Annotated in this window: 19 protein-coding genes; 1 reads left to right on the top strand and 18 read right to left on the bottom strand. The window is 28.7% G+C overall.

Features of this window, described 5'->3' with window-relative positions:
• Window position 1 precedes the first annotated feature (1 nt).
• The 10 genes from ACZ5TJ_RS06820 to ychF form a co-directional block, all read right to left on the bottom strand.
• Window positions 2-766 (bottom strand): cell division protein FtsQ/DivIB, encoded by a 765-nt coding sequence (locus ACZ5TJ_RS06820; RefSeq protein WP_464202179.1) that lies wholly within the window; start codon window positions 764-766, stop codon window positions 2-4.
• A gap of 167 nt (window positions 767-933) precedes the next feature.
• Complete coding sequence (gene spoVE / locus ACZ5TJ_RS06815; RefSeq protein ID WP_464202178.1) at window positions 934-2082, bottom strand: stage V sporulation protein E; 1149 nt, start codon at window positions 2080-2082, stop codon at window positions 934-936.
• Between the two features lie 24 nt (window positions 2083-2106).
• Complete coding sequence (gene mraY, locus ACZ5TJ_RS06810) at window positions 2107-3090, bottom strand: phospho-N-acetylmuramoyl-pentapeptide-transferase (protein ID WP_464202177.1); 984 nt, start codon at window positions 3088-3090, stop codon at window positions 2107-2109.
• A 55-nt stretch (window positions 3091-3145) separates the two neighbouring features.
• Window positions 3146-4501 carry a UDP-N-acetylmuramoyl-tripeptide--D-alanyl-D-alanine ligase gene (locus ACZ5TJ_RS06805; protein WP_464202176.1) on the bottom strand — a complete coding sequence of 452 codons (1356 nt, stop codon included), beginning with the start codon at window positions 4499-4501 and terminating at the stop codon, window positions 3146-3148.
• Window positions 4502-4512: 11 nt separating this feature from the next.
• The gene (locus ACZ5TJ_RS06800) at window positions 4513-5967 is read right to left on the bottom strand and encodes a UDP-N-acetylmuramoyl-L-alanyl-D-glutamate--2,6-diaminopimelate ligase (protein ID WP_464202175.1); all 1455 of its coding nucleotides are present in this window, start codon (window positions 5965-5967) and stop codon (window positions 4513-4515) included.
• Window positions 5968-6077: 110 nt separating this feature from the next.
• Complete coding sequence (locus tag ACZ5TJ_RS06795; protein WP_464202174.1) at window positions 6078-8297, bottom strand: stage V sporulation protein D; 2220 nt, start codon at window positions 8295-8297, stop codon at window positions 6078-6080.
• A 47-nt stretch (window positions 8298-8344) separates the two neighbouring features.
• On the bottom strand, window positions 8345-8851 hold the full coding sequence (locus ACZ5TJ_RS06790) for an FtsB/FtsL family cell division protein (protein WP_464202173.1): 507 nt from the start codon (window positions 8849-8851) through the stop codon (window positions 8345-8347).
• A 42-nt stretch (window positions 8852-8893) separates the two neighbouring features.
• Entirely contained in the window at window positions 8894-9826 is a 933-nt protein-coding gene (gene rsmH, locus ACZ5TJ_RS06785) for a 16S rRNA (cytosine(1402)-N(4))-methyltransferase RsmH (RefSeq protein ID WP_039316186.1), read from the bottom strand.
• 17 nt (window positions 9827-9843) lie between these two features.
• Entirely contained in the window at window positions 9844-10272 is a 429-nt protein-coding gene (mraZ, locus tag ACZ5TJ_RS06780) for a division/cell wall cluster transcriptional repressor MraZ (RefSeq protein WP_039316189.1), read from the bottom strand.
• Window positions 10273-10571: 299 nt separating this feature from the next.
• Window positions 10572-11669 (bottom strand): redox-regulated ATPase YchF, encoded by a 1098-nt coding sequence (ychF, locus tag ACZ5TJ_RS06775; RefSeq protein ID WP_464202172.1) that lies wholly within the window; start codon window positions 11667-11669, stop codon window positions 10572-10574.
• Window positions 11670-11827: 158 nt separating this feature from the next.
• On the opposite strand from ychF, the gene pdaA reads away from it, so the two are divergent.
• A complete protein-coding gene (gene pdaA, locus ACZ5TJ_RS06770; protein WP_464202171.1) occupies window positions 11828-12634 on the top strand; it encodes a delta-lactam-biosynthetic de-N-acetylase in 807 nt (268 codons plus the stop codon).
• A 25-nt stretch (window positions 12635-12659) separates the two neighbouring features.
• Here the strand turns inward: pdaA and ACZ5TJ_RS06765 are convergent, their stop codons facing one another.
• The 8 genes from ACZ5TJ_RS06765 to ACZ5TJ_RS06730 all read right to left on the bottom strand — a co-directional run bounded on the left by ACZ5TJ_RS06765 (window position 12660) and on the right by ACZ5TJ_RS06730 (window position 21825).
• Entirely contained in the window at window positions 12660-13304 is a 645-nt protein-coding gene (locus ACZ5TJ_RS06765) for a cyclodeaminase/cyclohydrolase family protein (protein ID WP_464202170.1), read from the bottom strand.
• Between the two features lie 91 nt (window positions 13305-13395).
• On the bottom strand, window positions 13396-13947 hold the full coding sequence (locus ACZ5TJ_RS06760; RefSeq protein WP_464202168.1) for a nitroreductase family protein: 552 nt from the start codon (window positions 13945-13947) through the stop codon (window positions 13396-13398).
• 55 nt (window positions 13948-14002) lie between these two features.
• Window positions 14003-15103, bottom strand: coding sequence for a tetratricopeptide repeat protein (locus ACZ5TJ_RS06755; RefSeq protein ID WP_055206322.1), 1101 nt, complete (start codon window positions 15101-15103; stop codon window positions 14003-14005).
• Window positions 15104-15170: 67 nt separating this feature from the next.
• Window positions 15171-16898: a phospho-sugar mutase gene (locus ACZ5TJ_RS06750; protein ID WP_464202165.1), complete on the bottom strand. Its 1728-nt coding sequence runs from the start codon at window positions 16896-16898 to the stop codon at window positions 15171-15173.
• 142 nt (window positions 16899-17040) lie between these two features.
• Window positions 17041-17661, bottom strand: a complete 621-nt coding sequence (locus ACZ5TJ_RS06745) for a 50S ribosomal protein L25 (protein WP_045725608.1) — start codon at window positions 17659-17661, stop codon at window positions 17041-17043.
• A 147-nt stretch (window positions 17662-17808) separates the two neighbouring features.
• On the bottom strand, window positions 17809-18258 hold the full coding sequence (locus tag ACZ5TJ_RS06740; RefSeq protein WP_464202163.1) for a 2-thiouracil desulfurase family protein: 450 nt from the start codon (window positions 18256-18258) through the stop codon (window positions 17809-17811).
• A 75-nt stretch (window positions 18259-18333) separates the two neighbouring features.
• Window positions 18334-19284, bottom strand: coding sequence for a carbohydrate kinase family protein (locus tag ACZ5TJ_RS06735; RefSeq protein WP_464202162.1), 951 nt, complete (start codon window positions 19282-19284; stop codon window positions 18334-18336).
• 180 nt (window positions 19285-19464) lie between these two features.
• On the bottom strand, window positions 19465-21825 hold the full coding sequence (locus ACZ5TJ_RS06730; protein ID WP_464202161.1) for an endonuclease MutS2: 2361 nt from the start codon (window positions 21823-21825) through the stop codon (window positions 19465-19467).
• Between the last annotated feature and the right edge of the window lies 1 nt (window position 21826).

The raw sequence follows: 21826 nt of genomic DNA, 5'->3' as shown, positions 1-21826 counted from the left end.
TCTACTTCTCTTCTTTTAATACCGGTGCTCCTTCAAAACTTAAATCAATATACCCTTTTTTGAAGTTTAACTTCTTATCTTCTAAAATATTTAATGCTTTGTTAATTTTCTTAATTAAATCTGATCCATTCCCAACTTTAACTTGAACATTATTAAAGTATACTATAATATGACTTAAATTAGAAACATCTACTTTAGTTATTTTATGAGAAGTTTTATTTGCCTTTTTTATTTTATACAGTGTGATAAAAAATGTATCTAGTCTAGTATCATCACCTGTATCACAATATTTTTGTCCAAGTTCACCACTATCTTTCTTTAATCCTGTTATTTCAATTAATCCATCAGTTTTAAGTTTATTAACATTTTCTAATAAAACTAAATCGCTACTAATAACATTATAGTTACCGTTACTTTTTATGTAATATGCAACATCCTTTTCTGTAACATTTATTTCTAATGTAGATGGGAATTTTCTTTTTATTTCTACATTTCCTACATAAGGATCTGATTTAAGTAATTTTTGAACTTCATTACTCTTTACGAAAAATATATTTTCACCCTTAATTTCCTGTGTTTTTTCAGAAATAAAATCTTTAGTAACTAAATGCTCCCCTGTTACATCTACATTTTTTATTAAAAAGACACTTGATTTAGTTATAAAAAGCCAAATTATTATTCCTAATAATATTATAATAAATATGATACGTTTTATAAGTCTTTTTCTTCTAGCTTTTCTTATGTATTTATTATTACTCGCTCCCATACTGCTTGAAACCTATCCTTACTCTTATTTTATTTACATCTTATATAATATCACTATTGATTATTTTTTTCATTAATTTTTTCTTAATAAGGAATTAATTGTTGTTTATATTTGATTTAAAAAATTAGAGAGGAAGTAATTTTAAAATTTTCTTCCTCTCTAATTTTTTATTTTGTATTCTTGTTTATAGCTATATTTGTTTCTTTTCTTTCTGTCTGCCTTGAAATATTAAGTAGTATACCCATTGCCATTAGATTAATTACAAGAGATGTTCCCCCATAACTTATAAATGGAAGTGGTACACCTGTAACTGGCATTGAACCTGTAACAACTGCTATGTTTATAATTGATTGAACTGCAATTATTGAAGTTATGCCTATAGCAAGCATACTACCATAAGTATCTTTAGCTCTCATAGCTATTCTAACTCCTCGCCAAACAAATACAACAAATAATGCAATTATTATTAAGCAACCTATAAGACCTAACTCTTCACCTATTATAGAAAATATAAAGTCATTATGTGGTTCTGGCATGTATAACATCTTTTGTCTTGACTGTCCAAGACCAAGCCCTGTTATTCCACCTGCTCCTAATGCGTAGAAAGATTGGATAAGCTGATATCCATCTCCAGCTGGATCTTTCCATGGATTAAGAAAATTAAGCATTCTTCTTCTTCTATAATCAACGCCTAGTGCAAAAACTAAGGCTGCTGAAACAAGTGTAGGAGTTATAAATCCAAACATATGAAGTCTTCTAGCACCAGCTGCATAAACCATAATAAATGTAACTATCATTATTACTGATGCTATACTTAGATTCTTCTCAGCTAATACTATTCCTGCATATATTCCAGCTACTAAAAAGCAAGGTATTACCCCTGTTTTGAAGTTTTTAATTCCATCACCTTTCTTTTCTAAAAACATAGCTAAATATATAACTATTACGTATTTAGCAAGCTCTGATGGTTGGAATGAAAATGGTCCAAGCTGAATCCATCTTTGAGCACCATTAACCCCTGGGAAAAGGAAAACGGCTAATAATATAGGAACTGTTGCTATAAGTAAAATAAATGTCCATCTCTTAAGTTTATGATAATCTATAGTCATCATAAACAGCATTGCGATTACTCCTAATACACACCATATAAGTTGTCTTTTTAAATAATGCATACTGTCATCATACTTAAACATGGAGTAATATGAACTTGCTGAGTATACCATTACCACTCCTACTGCAAGTAGTAATATTATAACGCAAAATATTCCAAAATCAATCTCACCCATTTTTCTACTATTGGGTTTTCTTTTTTTCATACAAAACTCCTCCACTATATATTGCTAAAGTGAAATAACCCCTATAATACAAAGAATAACTGTAATAATTGAAAATACTGTAACAACTTTTGTTTCTGACCATCCTAATTGTTCAAAGTGATGGTGAACAGGAGCCATTTTAAATACTCTCTTTCCTCTAGTTTTAAATGATACTACTTGTATAATTACAGATAATGTTTCAAATACATATATACCACCAACAATAACAAGTATTATTGGATTCTTTAAAAATAATGCAATACTTGCAACTGCACCACCTAATGCTAAAGAACCTGTATCTCCCATAAACACTTTTGCAGGGTATGCATTATATTTTAAGAAGCCTAAAAGTGCCCCCACAAGTGCTAATGCAAATACTTGAATTTGATAGTTACCTTGAACATCTGAATTAAACGCAGCTATACTAAAGAAAATTAAAACTATTACTGTTATAGTTGAAGCTAATCCATCTAATCCATCAGTTAAGTTTACGGCGTTTGTTGCTGCTGCATAGTAAATTACTACAGCAGGGATATATAATAATCCTAAATTAATATTAATTCCAAAGAATGGAATTATAATACTTGATCCTAACGTTGTATAACTATAATAAGCTATTGCAACTGAGAATAAAAGTAATAAAACCATCTTTTGCCATGCTCTTAATCCTAAATTATCTTTATGTATAATTTTTAGCATGTCATCTAGGAATCCTATAAAACCAAATGCTATCATTGAATATAATATTATCATTCCTTCATCAGATATTTTATATCTCATAACGAACATTACAATTGTAACTGATATAATGAAAATTACGCCTCCCATTGTAGGAGTACCAGCTTTTTTAAAGTGACTTTGTGGTCCTTCTTTTCTTATATTTTGCCCAAATTTAAATTTGTGTAATATCGGTATAAATATTGGTCCTAATATTATTGAAATTACAAAACCTAGTCCTAATGCTAAAAGTGTCGCTGGATTTATAAAACTACTAAAAAAATCCCCCATTGTTACTTCCAAAGTTTATATATAAACTTTGGGAGTTCACCTCCTTCGTTGTCTCTTATCTTTTTATATTTTTTAATGCTTCGACTATTTCTTCAAACTTTTCACCTCTTGATGCTTTTACTAAAATAACATCATTTGGTTTAATTATTGAATCTAAGTCGTTTATTAAATCTATCTTTGTATTATATAATTTTATTTCTTCTTTTTCAAAACCTTCCTTGAAGTCATCAATAAATTCTCCACATGAGATAAGCATATCTACTTTGCTTGATGCATATTCTGAAACTTCTCTGTGACATCTTTTACTTTCATCACCAAGTTCTCTCATAGTTCCTAAAATAGCAATCTTTCTGCCTTCTCTATTATTTAATACATCTAAGGCAGCTTTCATTGAATCTGGACTTGCATTATAACAATCATTTATAATTTCTATTCCATCTCCACTAATAAATTCTAATCTCATTGATGTAGCTTCCATATTTTTAAGTCCATCTTTCATTTCATCTACTGTAAGACCAAGCTTAAATGAAGCAGCTATTCCAAGTAAAGCATTTAAAACATTATGCTTACCTACCATATCTAATTTAATATTATGAACTTCTCCATTACAGTGTAGATCAAATGATATACTTTCATTTGTAAGCTTTATATTGCTAGCATAATAATCATAATTATGATTATATCCAATTTTTACTATTTCATACTCTTTATCGCCTATTGTGCTTAACTTATCATCTTCACAATTTATTACAAGAGTATTGTTTTTATTAAAGTAATCTGTTATTTCCATTTTTGCTTTTAATATATTATCTCTTGTCTTTAAATTTTCTATATGAGATACTCCTATATTAGTTATTAGAGCAATATCTGGTCTTGCACAGTTAACAAGATTGTGTATTTCATTAAAGTCGCTCATTCCCATTTCAAGCACAGCAACATCAATACTACTATCTAATTCTAGAACCATAAGAGGAAGACCTATTTCATTATTAAAGTTTCCTTTTGTTTTAAATACTTTATACTTTCCGCTTAAAAATGCACTTACTAAATCCTTGGTTGAAGTTTTTCCAGTTGAACCTGTAATCCCAACAACTTTAAGACCTAATTTTTCTCTATATCCTTTTGCTATTTGTAATAAAGCATCTTTTCCACTTTCTACTTTTATAACTACTCCATCTACATCTTCTTCATTAAATAGTACTTCATCTACTATAGCAATTGATGCACCTTTTGAAAATGCTTCTTTAACATATTTATTTCCATTAAAGTTTTCACCCTTTAATGCTAAAAATATATTACCTTTTTCTATTTTTCTTGTATCAGTTGATAATTTATTAAATTCTTTATTATCGTTATCTACTATTACTTCTCCGTTTGAGTATTTAAGTAATTCATTAAATGTAAGTTCCATAAAATACACCTCTAGTTTTTCTTTAATATTTCTTCTATAACTTCTCTTTCATCAAAATGTATAGTTCCAGTATTTAATATTTGATAAGTTTCATGTCCTTTACCTGCAATAACTATTACATCTCCATCTTCTGCTATTTCCATAGCTTTTTCTATTCCTTCATGTCTATTAGTTATTCTTATATAGTTATCTTTTTCTATTCCAGCTATAATGTCGTCTATTATACTATCGGGCTCTTCACTTCTTGGATTATCTGATGTTATTACTGAAACATCTGAAAGATCAGTTCCTATTTTACCCATTTGAGGTCTTTTAACTTTATCTCTATCTCCACCGCATCCAAATACTGAAATTAATCTTCCTCTTGTAAATTCTCTTGCGGTTTTTAATATGTTTTCTAATCCGTCTGGAGTATGAGCATAGTCAATTATTATTTCATAAGGTAACTTATGACCTCTTGCAGCTCTTTCACATCTTCCTGGAACTACAACATGCTTTAATCCTTCTTTTATATCTTCTAAACTAATTCCAAGAACCTTACAAGCTGATATTGCACCTAATGCATTATATATATTATATTCGCCAGGTATTGGAAGAAGTACTCTTTCTGTCTTATCCTTTGTAACTAAATCAAAAAGAATATCCATATTTTCAAGTTTTTCATTTTTAGCCATTATATCTGCTTTATTTCTTATTCCATAAGTTATGAAGTTTGTTATATTTTCTTTTTGTAAATCTTCAGTAATTCTAACTCCATATTTATCATCAATATTTACTATACTAGTTTTGCTTCTAGGGAATAATTTATATTTAGCTTTATAATAATTTTCAAAAGTTTTATGGAAGTCTAAATGATCTCTTGTAAGATTTGTGAATATACCAACTTCAAAATCAACACCATATACTCTATCTAATGCTAGTGAATGTGATGATACTTCCATAACGCAATATTTAACACCTTTATCTACCATATTTCTAAAAAGTTCTTGTAGTTCTAAAGATTCTGGAGTTGTTCTTTCTGTTTCTAACTTTTCATCTCCTATATAATTTGCAATAGTTCCTATAAGACCAACTTTTTCATTACAACTTTCAAGTATATTTTTTATCATAAATGCAGTTGTTGTTTTTCCGTTAGTTCCAGTAACTCCTATTATATTAAGTTTATCACATGGATTATCATAGTATTTTGCACCAATTTTTGCAAGTGCTTTTCTTGTATCTTTAAATTTAATTAATGTTATTCCATCTTTAACAAAGACTTCATCTTCGCATACTATTACTTTTGCTCCATTATTTATTGCAGCATCTATAAAATTATGTCCATCACTTTTAAATCCTTTGATGCAGACAAACATATCTCCATCTTTAACTTTTCTGCTATCATAATTAATATTATTTATAGAAACATCTAAGTCCCCTTTTAATATTTCATATTCTAGTCCTTCCATTAGTTTAGCTAGCTTCATTGTTCTACCATCTCCTTAATTAATATGCTGTTTATCTAGCTATAATTACATTTACTCTTTAAAATAGCATGTAAGGTTTTAAAACCTTACATGCTATAACAATTAAACTATTAATCTTTATAATCTGAATTTAAGGTCAACTTAATATTAGTTCCCTTAGTTATAAGCTCTCCACTTGGTACACTTTGTGATTTTACTTTACCAGTACCTTCAAATTTAACACTAAGTCCTAGACTCTTTAATAAACTTTCCGCAGATTCTTTTGAATATCCACTAAGGTCAGGCATAACTATTGCCTGTTTACTTGCATCGGAACCTTCAGTATATAGATTAATCTTTGTTCCTTCTTTAACTGAATAGCCTGGATATGGTTTAATACTTTCTACAGTATTCCCGTTTCCTTCTATATTATAATCTAATTTTGCTTCTTTTAAAATCTTTTTAGCTTCTTCTATATTTTTTCCTCTGATTTCTGGAATAATTGTATCTCTTATTATTGCAGAATCATTTTCTTTAGAGAAATCACTTTCTAAATAATTGAATATGTCTGTAAATAAGATTTTAGCAATAGGTGATGTAACTACCCCTGCATAATATTGACCATTACTTGGTTCATCTATTGTTACCATAACAGTTACTTTAGGGTCACTTACAGGTGCCATACCTACAAATGATGAAATATATTTATTTGATTCATATGTTCCATTTTCAGGATTAACCTTTTGGGCTGTTCCTGTTTTACCACCTATATGATAACCTTCTATAAATGTTCCTTTAGCTGATCCTGCTGTAACAACCTTCTCTAAATATTGTCTAAGCTCTGCTGTTTTTTCTTTACTTGCTACTGTTTTTTCTGTAGGTTCAAATTTTCTATCTATTACACTAACTCCACTATCATCTTTGTGAGTTACTTCTTTCATTACATGAGGTTGAATTAAAGTTCCTCCATTTGCAACTGCATTAAATGCTGCCATAAATTGTACTGAGTTTACTGTATTAGTTTGACCAAATGAAATTGTTGCAAGATCTGTAACTGAAATATTTTTTGGATTCTTTATTATACCATTAGCTTCACCTGGCAAATCTATTCCACTCTTTTTACCAAATCCAAATTTATTTATATATTCATATAACTTATCTTTACCTATTTTTTCTCCAAGTTTCATAAATCCAACATTACATGAATTTTGAATTATTTCAGGGAATGTTAATGTACCATGTCCACTAGTTTTCCAACATCTTATTGGCTTACTATTACCAAACTTTAATGATCCATTACAAACGAATGTATCAGTTGGTTTAACTATTCCTTCTTCCATAGCCGCAATAGAAGTTATAACTTTAAATATAGAACCTGGTTCAAAAGTATCATTAACCAATCTATTTCTCCACATCTTTTGAACTTTATCATATTCTGTTTTACCACTAAATTCATCAGCGCCTTTAAATGGATCATTTGGATTAAAATCTGGCTTATTTGCCATAGCTAATATTTCACCTGTTTTTGGATCCATAACAAGAACTGATGCTGCTTTAGCTTTATTATCTTTAAGAGCCTGTTCTGCTGCTTTTTCTGCAAAGAATTGTATATGTTCATCAATAGTTAAAGTTACATCTTTACCTTGTATAGGTTGTACGAATTTAGAAATTGTATATGGCAGGTCATTACTTTTACTATCAAGTTCAGCAATTCTCATTCCTGGAACTCCTGAAAGATCTTTATTATATTGAAGTTCTACCCCTGTAAGCCCTTGTCCATCAATATTTGTACTTCCTAAAAGATGAGCTGCAAAATTATTATTTGGATAATATCTCTTAGTATCTGGAGAAACTATTACCCCACTTATTTTTAACGCTTTAACTTTATCTGCTTGTTCTTTTTCAATTCTTCTAACTAATGTTGCAGAACCTGCGTCTGCTCCACTTGGAAGTTTTGTTTCAAGCTTTTTTAACACATCCTCTTTTTTCATTCCTACAGCATCTGCAATTTTAGGTGCTATATCTTCATATGTTTTATCTTCTTTATTTGTCTTCTTATCAGAATTTTTTAAGTACGCTCTTATTGAATTTAAGTCAAAGTCTACTCTATACACATTTGCAGAAACAGCAAGTTCGTTTCCATTTCTATCTAGTATCCTTCCTCTTCTTGCATCAATTTTAACTTCACTAGTCCATTGTTCTTCTGCTCTTGCTGCATATTCTTGTCTTTTAACAATCATTATGTAAGATAATCTTACAGCTAAGACTGCCAAAACAAAAGTTAATCCAATAATTACTAAGCGCATTCTTTTTTTTGATAATGCCTTATCTATAAAGCTTTTTTTTCTCACACTAACTCCTCCGTATAATTGCTTAAAAACATTTAGGATGTGCCTTATTATTTAAGCACATCCATTATTTTTGAAAGTAATCCATTATTGTTACTTTCAGTTTCTTCTACCCCATTATTTTCTGCACCTTCTAAATAATTTTTAGATAAATCTACATCTACTTTTTCAGCATCAACTGGAGTAATCATTCCTAACTTACTTTTAGCATTAGCTTCTATGTTTTTTAATGATGAATTTTTTAATAAGTCTACCTTTAAAGCTTCATTTTCAGCATTAACAGTTTTTATCTCATCATTTAACCCACCAATTTGAGACTGTAAATTGTACACTTTAGTATCTCTCCATATTGTTCCAACCCCTAGTATGAATATAACTAATGCAATTTGTAGTGCTGCAGTTTTCTTTTTTATTTTTTGTTCTTTAGCTAGTTTATTTCTTCTTTTTTTAGCCTTTTCTAAATCTTTATAACGTTTATCTCTTTTTATATCATCATATTTTCTTTCAGGTTTAACAGCTGTATTACCTTTTACATAATTAAATTCCTTTACTATCACTTTATTCACATCCCCTTATATTTATAACATCATTTCAAAAAATTATATTCTTTCTATTATTCTAAGCTTTGCACTTCTGCTTCTTGGGTTTTCTAAAACTTCCTCTTTAGTTGGCTCTATTGCTTTTCTTTTAACAAGCTTTACTAAAGGCTCTTTTCCACATATACATACTGGAAATTCCTTTGGGCAAGTACAAGGATTAGCTAAATCCCTAAACTTTAATTTAACTATTCTATCTTCTAATGAGTGGAAAGTTATTATTGCCATTCTTCCACCTTTATTTAATTTACTTACCCCATCTTCAATAGCCTTATTAAGTATTCTAAGTTCTCCATTTACTTCTATTCTAATTGCTTGGAAAGTTCTCTTTGCAGGATGTGGTCCTTCTCTTCTTGCCTTTGCAGGTATTGCACTTTTTATTATGTCAACTAATTCTAAAGTAGTTTCTATAGGCTTTTCTTCTCTTCTATTTACTATAAAATTAGCAATCCTTTTTGCAAACTTTTCTTCTCCATAATCTTTTATAATCTTGAATAATTCCGCTTCACTATATCCATTAACAACATCATATGCTGAGAAATCATTATCCCTATTCATTCTCATATCAAGAGGTGCATCTTTCATATAACTAAAACCTCTTTCTCCTTCATCTAATTGATATGATGAAACGCCAAGATCCATTAAAATCCCATCCACTTTACCAACTTCTAAACTTTCTATTATTTCTCCAATATTATAGAAGTTGTTATGTACTAATATTTTATTGTCATACTTTTCTAGTCTCTTTCCTGCTGCTTTTAAAGCATCTTTATCTTGGTCTATTCCAATTAAAAGCCCTTCTTTTGAAAGTCTTTTTATTATTTCACTTGAATGACCTGCTCCGCCTAAAGTACAATCTACATATTTTCCGTTTTCTTTTATGTCTAATCCCTCTAAGCATTCATTTAAAAGTACTGAAACATGTTTAAATTCCATAATTTTTTCTCCTCTTGTTAAATTCCTAAATCGCTCATATTTTCTGCAATTGATTCAAAATCAATATTTGAGTTATTATATTCTTCCCATTTTTCCCTGCTCCATATTTCTACTCTGCTTAATACTCCTATACTTACTATTTCCTTTTCTATTCCAGCATATTCTTTTAAATTTTGTGGAATCAGCCCTCTTCCTTGTTTATCTAATTCCACTTCACAAGCACCTGAAAAAAAGAATCTTACAAAAGCTCTAGCATCTTTGTTAGTAAGTGGTAGTGTTTTCATTTTTCCCTCTAAAACCTTCCATTCTTCCATAGGGTATGCATATAAGCAACCATCTAATCCTTTTGTAATAACAAACTTTCCATTAAAACCTTCTCTTAGTTTTGATGGAACAATCATTCTGTTTTTACTGTCTAATGCATGATGATATTCACCTATAAACATTCTTTTTCTCCCCTATTATACTTTACAGTTATTTTTCTCTACTTTCAACCACTATTCACCACTTTTAACCACTTATTTATACTATTCTATAATTATTATTAAATTCCTCTTTTTTCATGGGCCTTTTTCTTAAATTTATTTGACTTTTTAAAAATTCTTATGTAAAATATTTATTCTTATATAAAGTTAATTGTATATTTTATATTTAATGTAAAATATAAGCATGCTTTTAGACCATTTTAATTCCATATGAATTATTAAAAATAAAAAAAGTGGAGGAAATCCTCCACTTTTTTATTCTATACGTTAAATCTGAAATTAACTACATCTCCATCTTTCATAACGTATTCTTTTCCTTCTAATCTATAAACACCTTTTTCTTTAGCAGCTGCTTCTGATCCGCATTCTACTAAATCATCATATCCTACAACTTCTGCTCTTATGAATCCTCTTTCTATATCTGAGTGAATCTTACCTGCAGCTTGTGGTGCTTTTGTTCCATTCTTTATAGTCCAAGCTCTTACTTCTTGAACACCAGCTGTTAAGTAACTTATAAGACCTAATAATTTATATCCTTCTCTTATAAGCTTATCAAGACCTGATTCAGTTAATCCATACTCTCCAAGCATTTCTTCTTTTTCATCATCTTCAAGACCTGATAATTCTTCTTCTATTTTAGCACTTACTATTACTATACCAGCATTTTCAGCCTTTGCATATTCTTCAACCTTTTTAACGTAATCATTATGAGTATTACCACTTACAACATCATCTTCTGAAACGTTACATGCATATAAAACAGGCTTTGATGTTATTAAGAAAAGACTCTTTATAAATTCTTTTTCTTCTTCTGTAGCTTCTAATGTTCTGACTGGTAAGTTATTTTCTAAGTGTGCTTTAACTTTAAGCATTGTTTCGTATTCAGCTTTAGCTTTTTTATCTCCTGATCTTGCAAGTTTAACTGATTTTTCTAATCTTCTTTCTAAAACTTCAAGGTCTGAGAATATAAGTTCTAAGTTTATTGTTTCTATATCTCTTATAGGATCTACAGAACCTTCAACGTGAACTACATTTCCGTCATCAAAGCATCTTACAACGTGAACTATTGCAGCAACTTCTCTTATGTGTGATAAGAACTTATTACCAAGACCTTCACCTTTTGAAGCTCCTTTTACAAGTCCTGCTATATCATAAAATTCTATTGAAGTATACACTTTTTTCTTAGTGTTATACATTTTTTCTAATACATCTAATCTCTTATCTGGAACGCTAACTACACCTACATTTGGTTCTATCGTACAAAAAGGATAGTTTGCTGATTCAGCTCCAGCTTTTGTTATTGCATTAAATAAAGTACTCTTACCTACGTTTGGTAAACCTACGATTCCTAACTTCATTATGTACATTCCTTTCTCATTTTAAACTATACTAATAGATTATACTCTACATATACATAATTTTCAACTTATTAAAAAGTACTATTTAAATATTACCATGTTTATTTTGTTCCTTAAAACTAATACTAATTTAAGAAAGAATTTTAGGAGGTTTTATTATGAAGAAAAAATATTTTAAACCAATCCTTTTATCTTTATGTATTATTTTTTTATTTGGTATTACTGCATTTGCCACAAACTTAAATAGTTCAAATGAATTAAACTGGTACTTTGTCTTTAGAGGAAAAGGAATAACACCAGAGGCACCAAAAGAATCAGCAAGCTTTTTAAAAGATACAAAATCATTTTACGTTGGTGATACATCTAAAAAAGAACTTTATTTAACATTTGACGAAGGTTATGAAAAAGGAAATACTGAAGCTATTTTGGATATTTTAAAAGAGGTTAATGTAAAAGCTGCTTTTTTCGTTGTTAAACCTTACATTACTTCTCATCCTGAAACAGTAAAGCGTATGGTTAAAGAAGGACACTTAGTTTGTAATCATTCATCTACTCATCCATCAATGGCTTCAATTACTAATAAAGATAAATTTAAAAAAGAATTTACAGATGTAGAAGATGCTTATAAAGAATTAATCGGAAGTGATATGCCAAAATACTTTAGACCACCAATGGGAAAATATTCAGAGAACTCTTTAAAAATGACCGATGAGCTTGGTTATAAGAGCATTTTCTGGAGCTTCGCTTATAGAGATTGGTTAGTTGATAATCAACCATCTGAAAGCTATGGAATAGAAAAAATCAAAAATGGAGCTCACCCTGGAGGAATATTATTATTACATGCAGTCTCAGATACTAACACAAAAATACTAAAAGAAGTTTTAACTTCTTTAAAAGATGAAGGGTATGAATTTAAATCTTTAGATGAACTACCAGAAGAAATGATAATAAAAAGTGCAAGTTAACTTGCACTTTTTTTATGTATTAATATTATTTATATATACATTTATTAACCTTTTCTAAAATTGAATTCTTTCTTTTTAATGATTCTTTCATTATAAATTTAATTTCATCTTCTATTTCTTTTGCATATATTTCGTCTCTTAATGAATTTAAGTTTACTTTAACATTTATTATAGAACTTTCTATAGCTGCATTTAAAAGACTTGCAGATACTCCTGCATCTGAAATTAGCATACTATTTCCAAACTCTACTGCAAATTCTATATTATCATAAAACTTAAAGCATTCTCTTGTAACATTTAAAGGTGCCATCATAGCTTCATAAGTTTTATTTTTTATTTCTGATTTTCTAAAGATAATTTCTTCTTCATTAGTTTTAGGAAGCTTATAACAATCCATTAATTTGTTAAATGAAGATCTATCTTCTTCCATTAACTCCATGCATTTTTCAATAAATGTTTTGCATTCTTTTTCTAATGATATCATTTTTTCTTTTTCAGTATTATTTAACTTTTCAAAAGCCTTTTTCCCTATAGTTAATGAATAAACCATATTATTTAAACATCCAGATATAGCAGCAATAAGAGATGCTGTGCTTCCCCCACCTGGTGCTGGGGAACTTGATGCTAAATCTTCTAAAAATCCTTCAATTTTATATTCTTTAAAATTCATAAAATCACTCCTAAACTTATTATATATGATTATATCATTATATATTTCTTACTTCTACAAAATAAATGATAGGCTTAAAGTTTTAAGCCTATCATTTATTTTTATCTATATATGGGGTATCATATTCATTTAAAAATACATATTCATCAATATCTTTTTTAGGATTATGTTCCTTTATTTCTGCAGGAACGCCAAGTGGAGTAATTCCAACTACTTTTATATTATCTGGTATTTTTAAAGTTTCTTTTATTTTTTCTTCATTTAAAGAACCTATCCACATAGTTCCATACCCTTCAGCTGTTGCAGCTAATATAAAATGTTCCATAGCAATAGCACCATCTATTAAATAAAAGCTTTTTCCATCAGTATTATAACTATTATATGGCTCTGCACATATAATAACTACAATTGGAGCTTCAAGAACTGCAAGCTTTGCTTTATCATCATCATTCATTATTGAATTTGCAACATTTTCTTTTATTTTTTTATCTTCAACAATTATTATTTTAAAGGATGATTTATTTTTCCATGAAGGAGCTCTCATTGCAGAGTCTATCATCTTCATTATACTTTCTTTATAAACATCTTCGCCTTTATACTTAGAAATACTTTGCCTTTTCTTTATTACATCATAAAAGTCCATAAAAATCACTCCTAACCACAAAATATATGATTAGTATTCCTATTATATATGATTTTTATTTGCCTTCTCTTTTTTCTATTACTTTTTCTATTTTCTTAACTATTTCATCATCTTTATCAAGTTTTTTAGCAATTTCAAGATGTAATTTAGCATCTTTTAAGTTACCAGTATTTAAGTAACACATTATTATGTTAGTACATATTTCAACTTCTCTTGAAGCTTCAAATGCTTTCTTAAAATATTTTATAGCTTCTTCATAGTCACCGATACATGCATAATTTAATCCAAGCTCATTAACTACTTCAAGTATTCCACTTTCTATTCTTAAGCTTTCAAGTAAATAATATATAGCTTTTTCATATTGCTTAATTCTTCTATAGCAAACACCTAAGTAATAATATATAAGAGGATTTTCTTCAAAATGTTCTAATAATGATAGGAACATTCCTATAGACTTTTCTGGTGCTTCTTCAATTAATGATATAGCTTTTTCGTAAGTTGTTACATTTTCTATATCATTCATAAGCATTTCTATTTCTGGAGTTTGTTCTCCACCTCTTCTTAAATACTCATTAATTTCAACTTTAGCGCCTGCATAATCTAACTTATCTTTTAAGATTATTCCTTTATAAAGATATGGCTCTTTCATATTGCTAAACATTTTCTTAGCTTCTTCAATGTCTTCAAGTAATATTTCCTCAAAAGAACTATCTTTTTCTCTTAATGATATTCCAATTAAAAGTAACTTTTTCATATACTCTTCATCTTCATTTACTTGTAATAGTCCCTTTAATATTAAATATGCATCTTCAAGTCTATCTTCTTTTACTCTTTCTGCAACTAGACTTTTTCCGCATTCTTCACTTTGAGGAATTTGCATTAATAAAAGTTTATAGTCTTCACTATAACTTATATCTTTATCTGCTCCTAATGTTAAAAGCATTCCTTCAATAAAGTAGTAAATAGGCAAATTTTCTATTTTAACTTTATCTCCTATATTGCTTGTTATATATTCTGAGCTTATTGGTATATATAAGTCTTTGCTATTAAAATTAATATACTCAGGAATATTAACTACTTTCTTGAATCCTTCTTTATCAATTTCTAAAAATAATAGCTTACTTAGTTTTTCTTTAAATAATGCTTTGTAATCCAATTTATTTTCACCGCCTGTAAAAAAATAATTGCTACCATCTTAGAGATGGTAGCATCAATAAATAAAATTAATTTAATTTGCTTTCAATTAATTCCATTACATTTTCTTTAAATACTTTCATATCATTTATAGCGCCATCTAAACTGCTTCCTTTTACTGCAAGGTAGACTTTCATTTTAGGTTCAGTTCCTGAAGGTCTTACAACAAATGATGAACCATTTTCAAGTATAAATTTTAACACATTTGACTTAGGTAATTCAATATTTGTTTTAGTATTTTCTATTAAATTTTCTTCTGTGCTTAATTTATAGTCTAATTTAATTCTTACTTTAACATTTCCTATTTCAGTTATAGCGGCATTTCTTAATGAATCTATACAAGATGCAATTTTTTCTTGGCCTTCTTTTCCTTTTAACTCTATTGAAACTAATTCTTCTTTAAAGAATCCAAACTTTTCATATAAAGCATTTAATCCTTCTGCTAAGCTAAGACCTTTTTTCTTGTAGTATAAAGTCATTTCTGATATTAACATACTTGCTATAACAGCATCTTTATCACGAACAAAGTCTCCAGCTAAGTATCCATAACTTTCTTCAAATCCGAAAAGATATGTTTTTTCATTGCTTTCTTTAAATTCTCTTATCTTTTCTCCAATATATTTAAATCCAGTTAATACATCCATGATTTCTACACCGTAGTGATTAGCTATTTCTCTTGCACCTTCAGTTGTTACTATTGTCTTTATAACAACTCCATTTTCAGGTAACTTTCCTGTTTCTTTTAATGAGCATAATATATAATCAGTTAATAATAATCCTGTCTGATTTCCAGTAAGTACTTTATACTCTCCATCTGAATCTTTAACAACTACACCAATTCTATCACAGTCTGGGTCTGTTCCAAATATAATATCTGGATTTTCTTCCTTAGCCATATTTAAAGCAATTTCAAATACTCTAGGATCTTCTGGATTTGGATATGGAGCTGTTGGGAAGTTTCCATTTGGAAGTTCTTGTTCTTTTACAACAGTTAATTTTTCATACCCAAGTTCATTTAAAACTCTTCTAACTGGAATGTTTCCTGATCCATGTATTGGAGTATATATAATTTTTAAATCCTTTGCACTATCTTTAACTAAATCTTCTCTTATAGTAAGCCCTTTAACTTTTTCAATGTAAGCTTTATCAACATCTTCACCTATATAGTTAAGTAATCCTTTTTCTATGGCTTCTTCTTCAGTTATATTTTTTATTTCTGCGAAATCGTTTATATTATTTACAAAATCAATGATTTTTTTAGCTTTTAAGTCTGTTACTTGTCCTCCAAACTCATCGTATACTTTGTATCCATTATATTCTTTAGGATTATGTGAAGCTGTTATAACTACTCCACCAGTACAATTTAAATGTCTAACTGTAAATGAAAGAACCGGTGTTGGTCTTAGTCCTTCATATAAGTAAACCTTTATATTATTTGCAGCTAATGTTAAAGCTGTTGCCTTTGCAAATTCTTTTGACATATTTCTTGAATCGTAAGCTATTGCAACTGAAGGATTTTCAAATGCTTCGTTTAAATAATTAGCAAAACCTTGTGTTGCTTTAGATACTGTATATATATTCATTCTATTTGTTCCAGCACCTATTATTCCTCTAAGTCCGCCTGTACCAAATTCAAGATCTTTATAAAATCTATCTTCAATTTCCTTATCATCTTTTATATTTCTTAATTCATTCTTTGTTTCTTCATTAATTATATCTGATTCTAACCAATGTTTATACTTTTCACTGTAATTCATCGATATCCCTCCTTTATTTACTACAGATATATTATACATCATAAGGTAAAAAATTCAAACTTTTCTTATATTTAATTTATTACAATTTGAAACAAAAAAACAAAAGGAAATTTAGAATTCTCTAAATTTCCTTTTGACCTCATTAATCATTTTTTGTATATTTATCTTTAGTTATTTTTTGAACTGGTGCTAATTCCTGTTCAACTAATTCTGCTACTAATTTCTTTTCGTTTGATATTGATGCAACTACAGAATTTAAATCTTCTAATATTGATATCTCGCTAGCTACTTCTATATCATCTAATCTATATACTGAACCATTAATTCCTCTTGATACATCAAGTTTTACTGATTTAGGTAATGAAGCAGAGTCACAACTTACTTTAACAGAATCTTTTTCTTTTTGAAGTACTGCACCTTTTTTAGTTAATAACTTTTCGCCTATATATTGTATTGGAACTTCTGTCTCTATTTTTTCTCCTTTAGCTATCATCTCTAAATCAATATGAATTATTTCATGATTTACAGGTTCTCTTTGAACTTCTTTTATTAATACTTGCTTAGAGTCTCCATTAAATTCTACATTTAAAATGCCGTGTTCTCCAACATTACATACTTCTCTATCAAGTTCTAATGAAGAAATCTCAAACATAAAATTATTAATATTTTTACCATAAAGTACTCCCGGTACTAACCCCTTAGCTCTAGCTTTTCTTCCACCATGATTTACTTTATTTCTTTCTTTTATTTTTAATTCGCCCATACGAATCCTCCTCGCTTTAATACAATACTCTTTTTTAAGTATGGCTAAATTTGAGAATTTTTATTCACATTTGCAAAATTTAATATAAAAAATAGGCTACTTAAACTTTAAGCAACCTATTTTTAAAACTATTTTAATTCTTCTTTTTTAAAGTTTCAGAAGAAATTCTTCGTTAATATCCTCTTCACTATAAACTTTTATTCCATTTTCTCTTAAAATTTTAGCAGTAAATCCTTCGCCTTTTATTTTTTTATTTTCAAAATTACCATTATATATAAGAGTACTTCCACAAGATGGACTACCATTTTTAAGTATAGCAACCTTTGCATCCACTAGTTTTGCAATATTTAAAGATTCTTTAGCCCCTTTTTTAAAATAGTTAGTTACATCTTCATTTTTATTTGAAAAAACATATTCTTTTCCATCTATCTTTTTTACTTCAGATGGAGGTCTTGGAGTTGTCATTCCCCCTAATTGTTCTGGACATATCAAAACAGCTTTCCCTTTTTTAAATAAATTAACACACTCTTCATTTTCATTATTCTTTCCATTATATTTGCAGTTGCATCCACATAAACATGCGCTAATAATTATCATAAACTTACCTCACTTTCTTTTTTTAATATAAAATAGCAGCCATAAACACGATTAAATGTAATGACTGCTTTATTATTAATATGTATTTTCTTCCCACTCTAATTTATTTAAATATACTTCTACGTATTCTTCGCTCATTTTAGGATTTATTGTATCTTCATGATATATAGTTATAGCTGACATAGCAATTGCATACTTAACAGTATCTTTTATTGTAAGATTATTCATATATCCATATCCAACACCTGCTACAAATGAATCACCTGCACCTGTAGTATTTTTAACTTTAACATTTTTAGCCTTTATTTGACCACTTTCATTTTTATTAGCATAGTATATTCCATCTTCATCTAAGCTTATAAATATGTTCTGAACACCTTGTGATAAGAAGAATTCACCAGCTCTATCTAAATCTTCTCTTGTCTTTATTTTAAATCCACAAAGTATTTCTGCTTCATACCTATTTGGTTTTATAGTATGGAAATATTTTATTAAATGCTTTATCTTTTCTGCTTTTGCAGCTGATACTGGATCTAAAATAAACTTTGTTTTCCCAGCGTATTTTGTAAGTATGTACTCTAAAAGCTCTCCATTATCCGCATCTAATATAGTATACTCTGAATTTTCAATAACTTCTTTTTTAGAATCTATGAAATCTGTATCCATTTCATCTAAACTTTCCATATCAACTACTGCTGATACCATTTCACCTGTGTGATCTAATATTGCCATGTATGTTGGTGTACATCCACCTTCAAGTATTAATGACTCTTCCATATCATATCCAATCATTGCTGAATGTGCTAGTATGTTTCTACCATTTTCGTCATCTCCAATTGTTGATATAAACTTTGTATTAACTCCAACTCTAGCAAGATTTTCTGATATATTTCTACAAACTCCACCAAGTGAAATTTTAATATTTCCTGGATTTGAATCCATTTCCTTATACGTATTTCTACTGAATCCAAGTATATCAACTATTGATGCTCCCATTACTAGTATGTATGAATCTTCTTGTATCATTCTATCTCTCCCGTTTCTATTTCCCAGATTAATATAAAAAATATATTTTAATTATAAGTTACAAAAAGCAAAAAATAAAGAATTTTTCTTGAATTTTTTAAAAACACTTAATGTAAACAATTAAAATTAAAAAGAATTAAAGATTAACAGTGTATATTTTAAAATATACACTGTTAAAAACTATTTTAATGTCACTATAGTTACACCATCTCCACCTTCACCATAAACTCCAAGTCTATAATTTTTAACGTGAGGATGTCTTTTTAACATATCATTTATTGCTTTTCTAAGTACACCAGTTCCTTTTCCATGAACTACAGTAACCTCAGAAAGATTTGCCATATAAGCATCATCTAAATACTTATCTGTTCTAAAGCAAGCTTCTTCTGCATCTAATCCTCTTAAGTCAATTCTACTTTCTATATTACTTAAATTAAGTTTAACTTCTCTCTTTTTCTTAATTTTAGGTTTAGAAGTTGTATTTGATGTAGCTCTTAAATCTTTAGCTTTAACACTTATTTTCATTATTCCAGCTTCAACTTGAACTTCACCTTTATTGTCAGGAAGCGATACAATTATAACATTTTGATTTAATGAAGGAAGGTATGCTTCCATTCCTAAAGTAATATCTTTTAATTTTTCTCCCTTTTCTTCTTTTTGTTTATATAGAGAGTTTTCTTTCTTCTCTAGACTTTCTTTAAGCTTTCTTCTTTCTTCTTCAAGTCTACTTCTTCCGCCACCTTCAATTCCCATCTTTTCAAGTTCTCTCATGGCTTTTAATATTTCATCAGCTTCATCTTTTGCTCTAGCTATTATATCCTTAGCTTCTCTTCTAGCATCCATATAAGCTTTATCTCTAGCTTTATCTAATTTTTTTACTTTTTCTTCGTACTTTTCTCTAAGTTTTAAAGCTTCTTGTTTCTCATTTAAAGCTTCTCTCGCATCTTTATTAGCTTTTATACTCTTTTCTTGTAATTCTCTTATAAGGTCTTCAAACTTAAGATTATCTTCATTGATAAATTCTTTAGCGCCTTTTATTATTTCATCTTTAAGTCCTAGTCTTCTAGAAATTTCAAATGCATTTGATTTACCTGGTACTCCAATTAAAAGTCTATATGTTGGTCTTAAAGTTTCAACATCAAATTCAACAGATGCATTTTCAACATCTTCTGTTCTAAGTGCATATCCTTTAAGTTCACTATAGTGAGTTGTTAAAACTATCTTTGTACCTCTATCTTTTAATGTGTTTATTATAGATGCTGCAAGTGCTGCACCTTCTGTTGGATCAGTTCCAGCCCCTAATTCATCAAATAATACTAAAGAATTTGCTGTTGCCTCTTCCATAATGCTAACTATATTAGTCATATGAGATGAGAAAGTTGAAAGAGACTGTTCTATACTTTGCTCATCACCTATATCTGCAAAAATTTCATTATAAAATGCTATTTTCGAACCATCATTTGCAGGTATTAAAAGACCGCACATACCCATTAAATGAATTATACCAACAGTTTTTAAAGTAACAGTTTTACCACCCGTGTTAGGTCCTGTTATCATAATACAATTATAGCCTTCTTTTAAATATATATCTGATGCTATAACTGTTTTTCTATCTATCAAAGGATGTCTTGCTGATATAATATCAAATCTTCCATCATCACTAACAGATGGATAAGTTCCATCTATGTGTGATGCATACGCTCCTTTTGAGAATATAAAATCTAGTTCTGTTAAAATTTTATTGTTACTTTTACATACATCTACATTTGAACTAACTTTCTTTGAAAGTTCTGCTAGTATTCTTTCAATTTCCGCCTTTTCCTTTAGCATAAGTTCTTTTATTTCATTATTTAAATTTACAAGACCCATAGGCTCTATAAATAAAGTTGCACCAGTTGAACTTTGGTCATGAACAATTCCAGGAACTTGACCTTTATACTCAACCTTTACAGGTAAAACATATCTCTCTCCTCTCATTGTATATAGATTTTCTTGTAAATACTTAGAATAACTTCTAACTATGCTATTTATCTTTTCTCTAACAGATGAATTTTTTTCTTTTAAACTTCTTCTTATACTTCTTAAAGTAGAAGATGCTCTATCACTTACTTCTTCTTCAGAAATTATAGATCTTTCAATTTCTTCTTCTAAACCCTTTAATGGTTCTAAAATATATGCTAAATCTTCAATTATAGGATATGCTGTCTCCTCTTCTTCTCTTTCCATATATTTTTTAAATCTTCTAGCGCATCTAAGCATACTTCCTATATTAAGTAATTGCTCGCAAGATAAAACTCCACCTTTACCTGCTCTTTCAATTCCTTCATTTACATCGTGTAATCCTTCAAATGGAGGTGCACCTTTCGCTACTAATATATCTAAAGCTTCTTTAGTTTCCTTAAGTGCCATTTCCATTTCATATTTAGTTTCTAAAGGAGTTAATTTATCTATAAGCTTTTTTCCACCATTTGTTTTAGAAAATCTCTTTATTTCATCTTTAACTTTTTGAAATTCTAAAACTCTAAACGTTCTTTCATTCATT

This window comes from Clostridium budayi (assembly GCF_055396605.1).
This window is presented reverse-complemented; position numbering and strand designations above follow the sequence as displayed.

Coding starts and splice junctions, on each gene's coding strand:
- ACZ5TJ_RS06820 (WP_464202179.1), bottom strand. CDS start 766: ATGGGAGCGAGTAATAATAAATACATAAGAAAAGCTAGAAGAAAAAGA.
- spoVE (WP_464202178.1), bottom strand. CDS start 2,082: ATGAAAAAAAGAAAACCCAATAGTAGAAAAATGGGTGAGATTGATTTT.
- mraY (WP_464202177.1), bottom strand. CDS start 3,090: ATGGGGGATTTTTTTAGTAGTTTTATAAATCCAGCGACACTTTTAGCA.
- ACZ5TJ_RS06805 (WP_464202176.1), bottom strand. CDS start 4,501: ATGGAACTTACATTTAATGAATTACTTAAATACTCAAACGGAGAAGTA.
- ACZ5TJ_RS06800 (WP_464202175.1), bottom strand. CDS start 5,967: ATGAAGCTAGCTAAACTAATGGAAGGACTAGAATATGAAATATTAAAA.
- rsmH (WP_039316186.1), bottom strand. CDS start 9,826: ATGGAATTTAAACATGTTTCAGTACTTTTAAATGAATGCTTAGAGGGA.
- mraZ (WP_039316189.1), bottom strand. CDS start 10,272: ATGTTTATAGGTGAATATCATCATGCATTAGACAGTAAAAACAGAATG.
- ychF (WP_464202172.1), bottom strand. CDS start 11,669: ATGAAGTTAGGAATCGTAGGTTTACCAAACGTAGGTAAGAGTACTTTA.
- pdaA (WP_464202171.1), top strand. CDS start 11,828: ATGAAGAAAAAATATTTTAAACCAATCCTTTTATCTTTATGTATTATT.
- ACZ5TJ_RS06765 (WP_464202170.1), bottom strand. CDS start 13,304: ATGAATTTTAAAGAATATAAAATTGAAGGATTTTTAGAAGATTTAGCA.
- ACZ5TJ_RS06760 (WP_464202168.1), bottom strand. CDS start 13,947: ATGGACTTTTATGATGTAATAAAGAAAAGGCAAAGTATTTCTAAGTAT.
- ACZ5TJ_RS06750 (WP_464202165.1), bottom strand. CDS start 16,898: ATGAATTACAGTGAAAAGTATAAACATTGGTTAGAATCAGATATAATT.
- ACZ5TJ_RS06745 (WP_045725608.1), bottom strand. CDS start 17,661: ATGGGCGAATTAAAAATAAAAGAAAGAAATAAAGTAAATCATGGTGGA.
- ACZ5TJ_RS06740 (WP_464202163.1), bottom strand. CDS start 18,258: ATGATAATTATTAGCGCATGTTTATGTGGATGCAACTGCAAATATAAT.
- ACZ5TJ_RS06735 (WP_464202162.1), bottom strand. CDS start 19,284: ATGATACAAGAAGATTCATACATACTAGTAATGGGAGCATCAATAGTT.
- ACZ5TJ_RS06730 (WP_464202161.1), bottom strand. CDS start 21,825: ATGAATGAAAGAACGTTTAGAGTTTTAGAATTTCAAAAAGTTAAAGAT.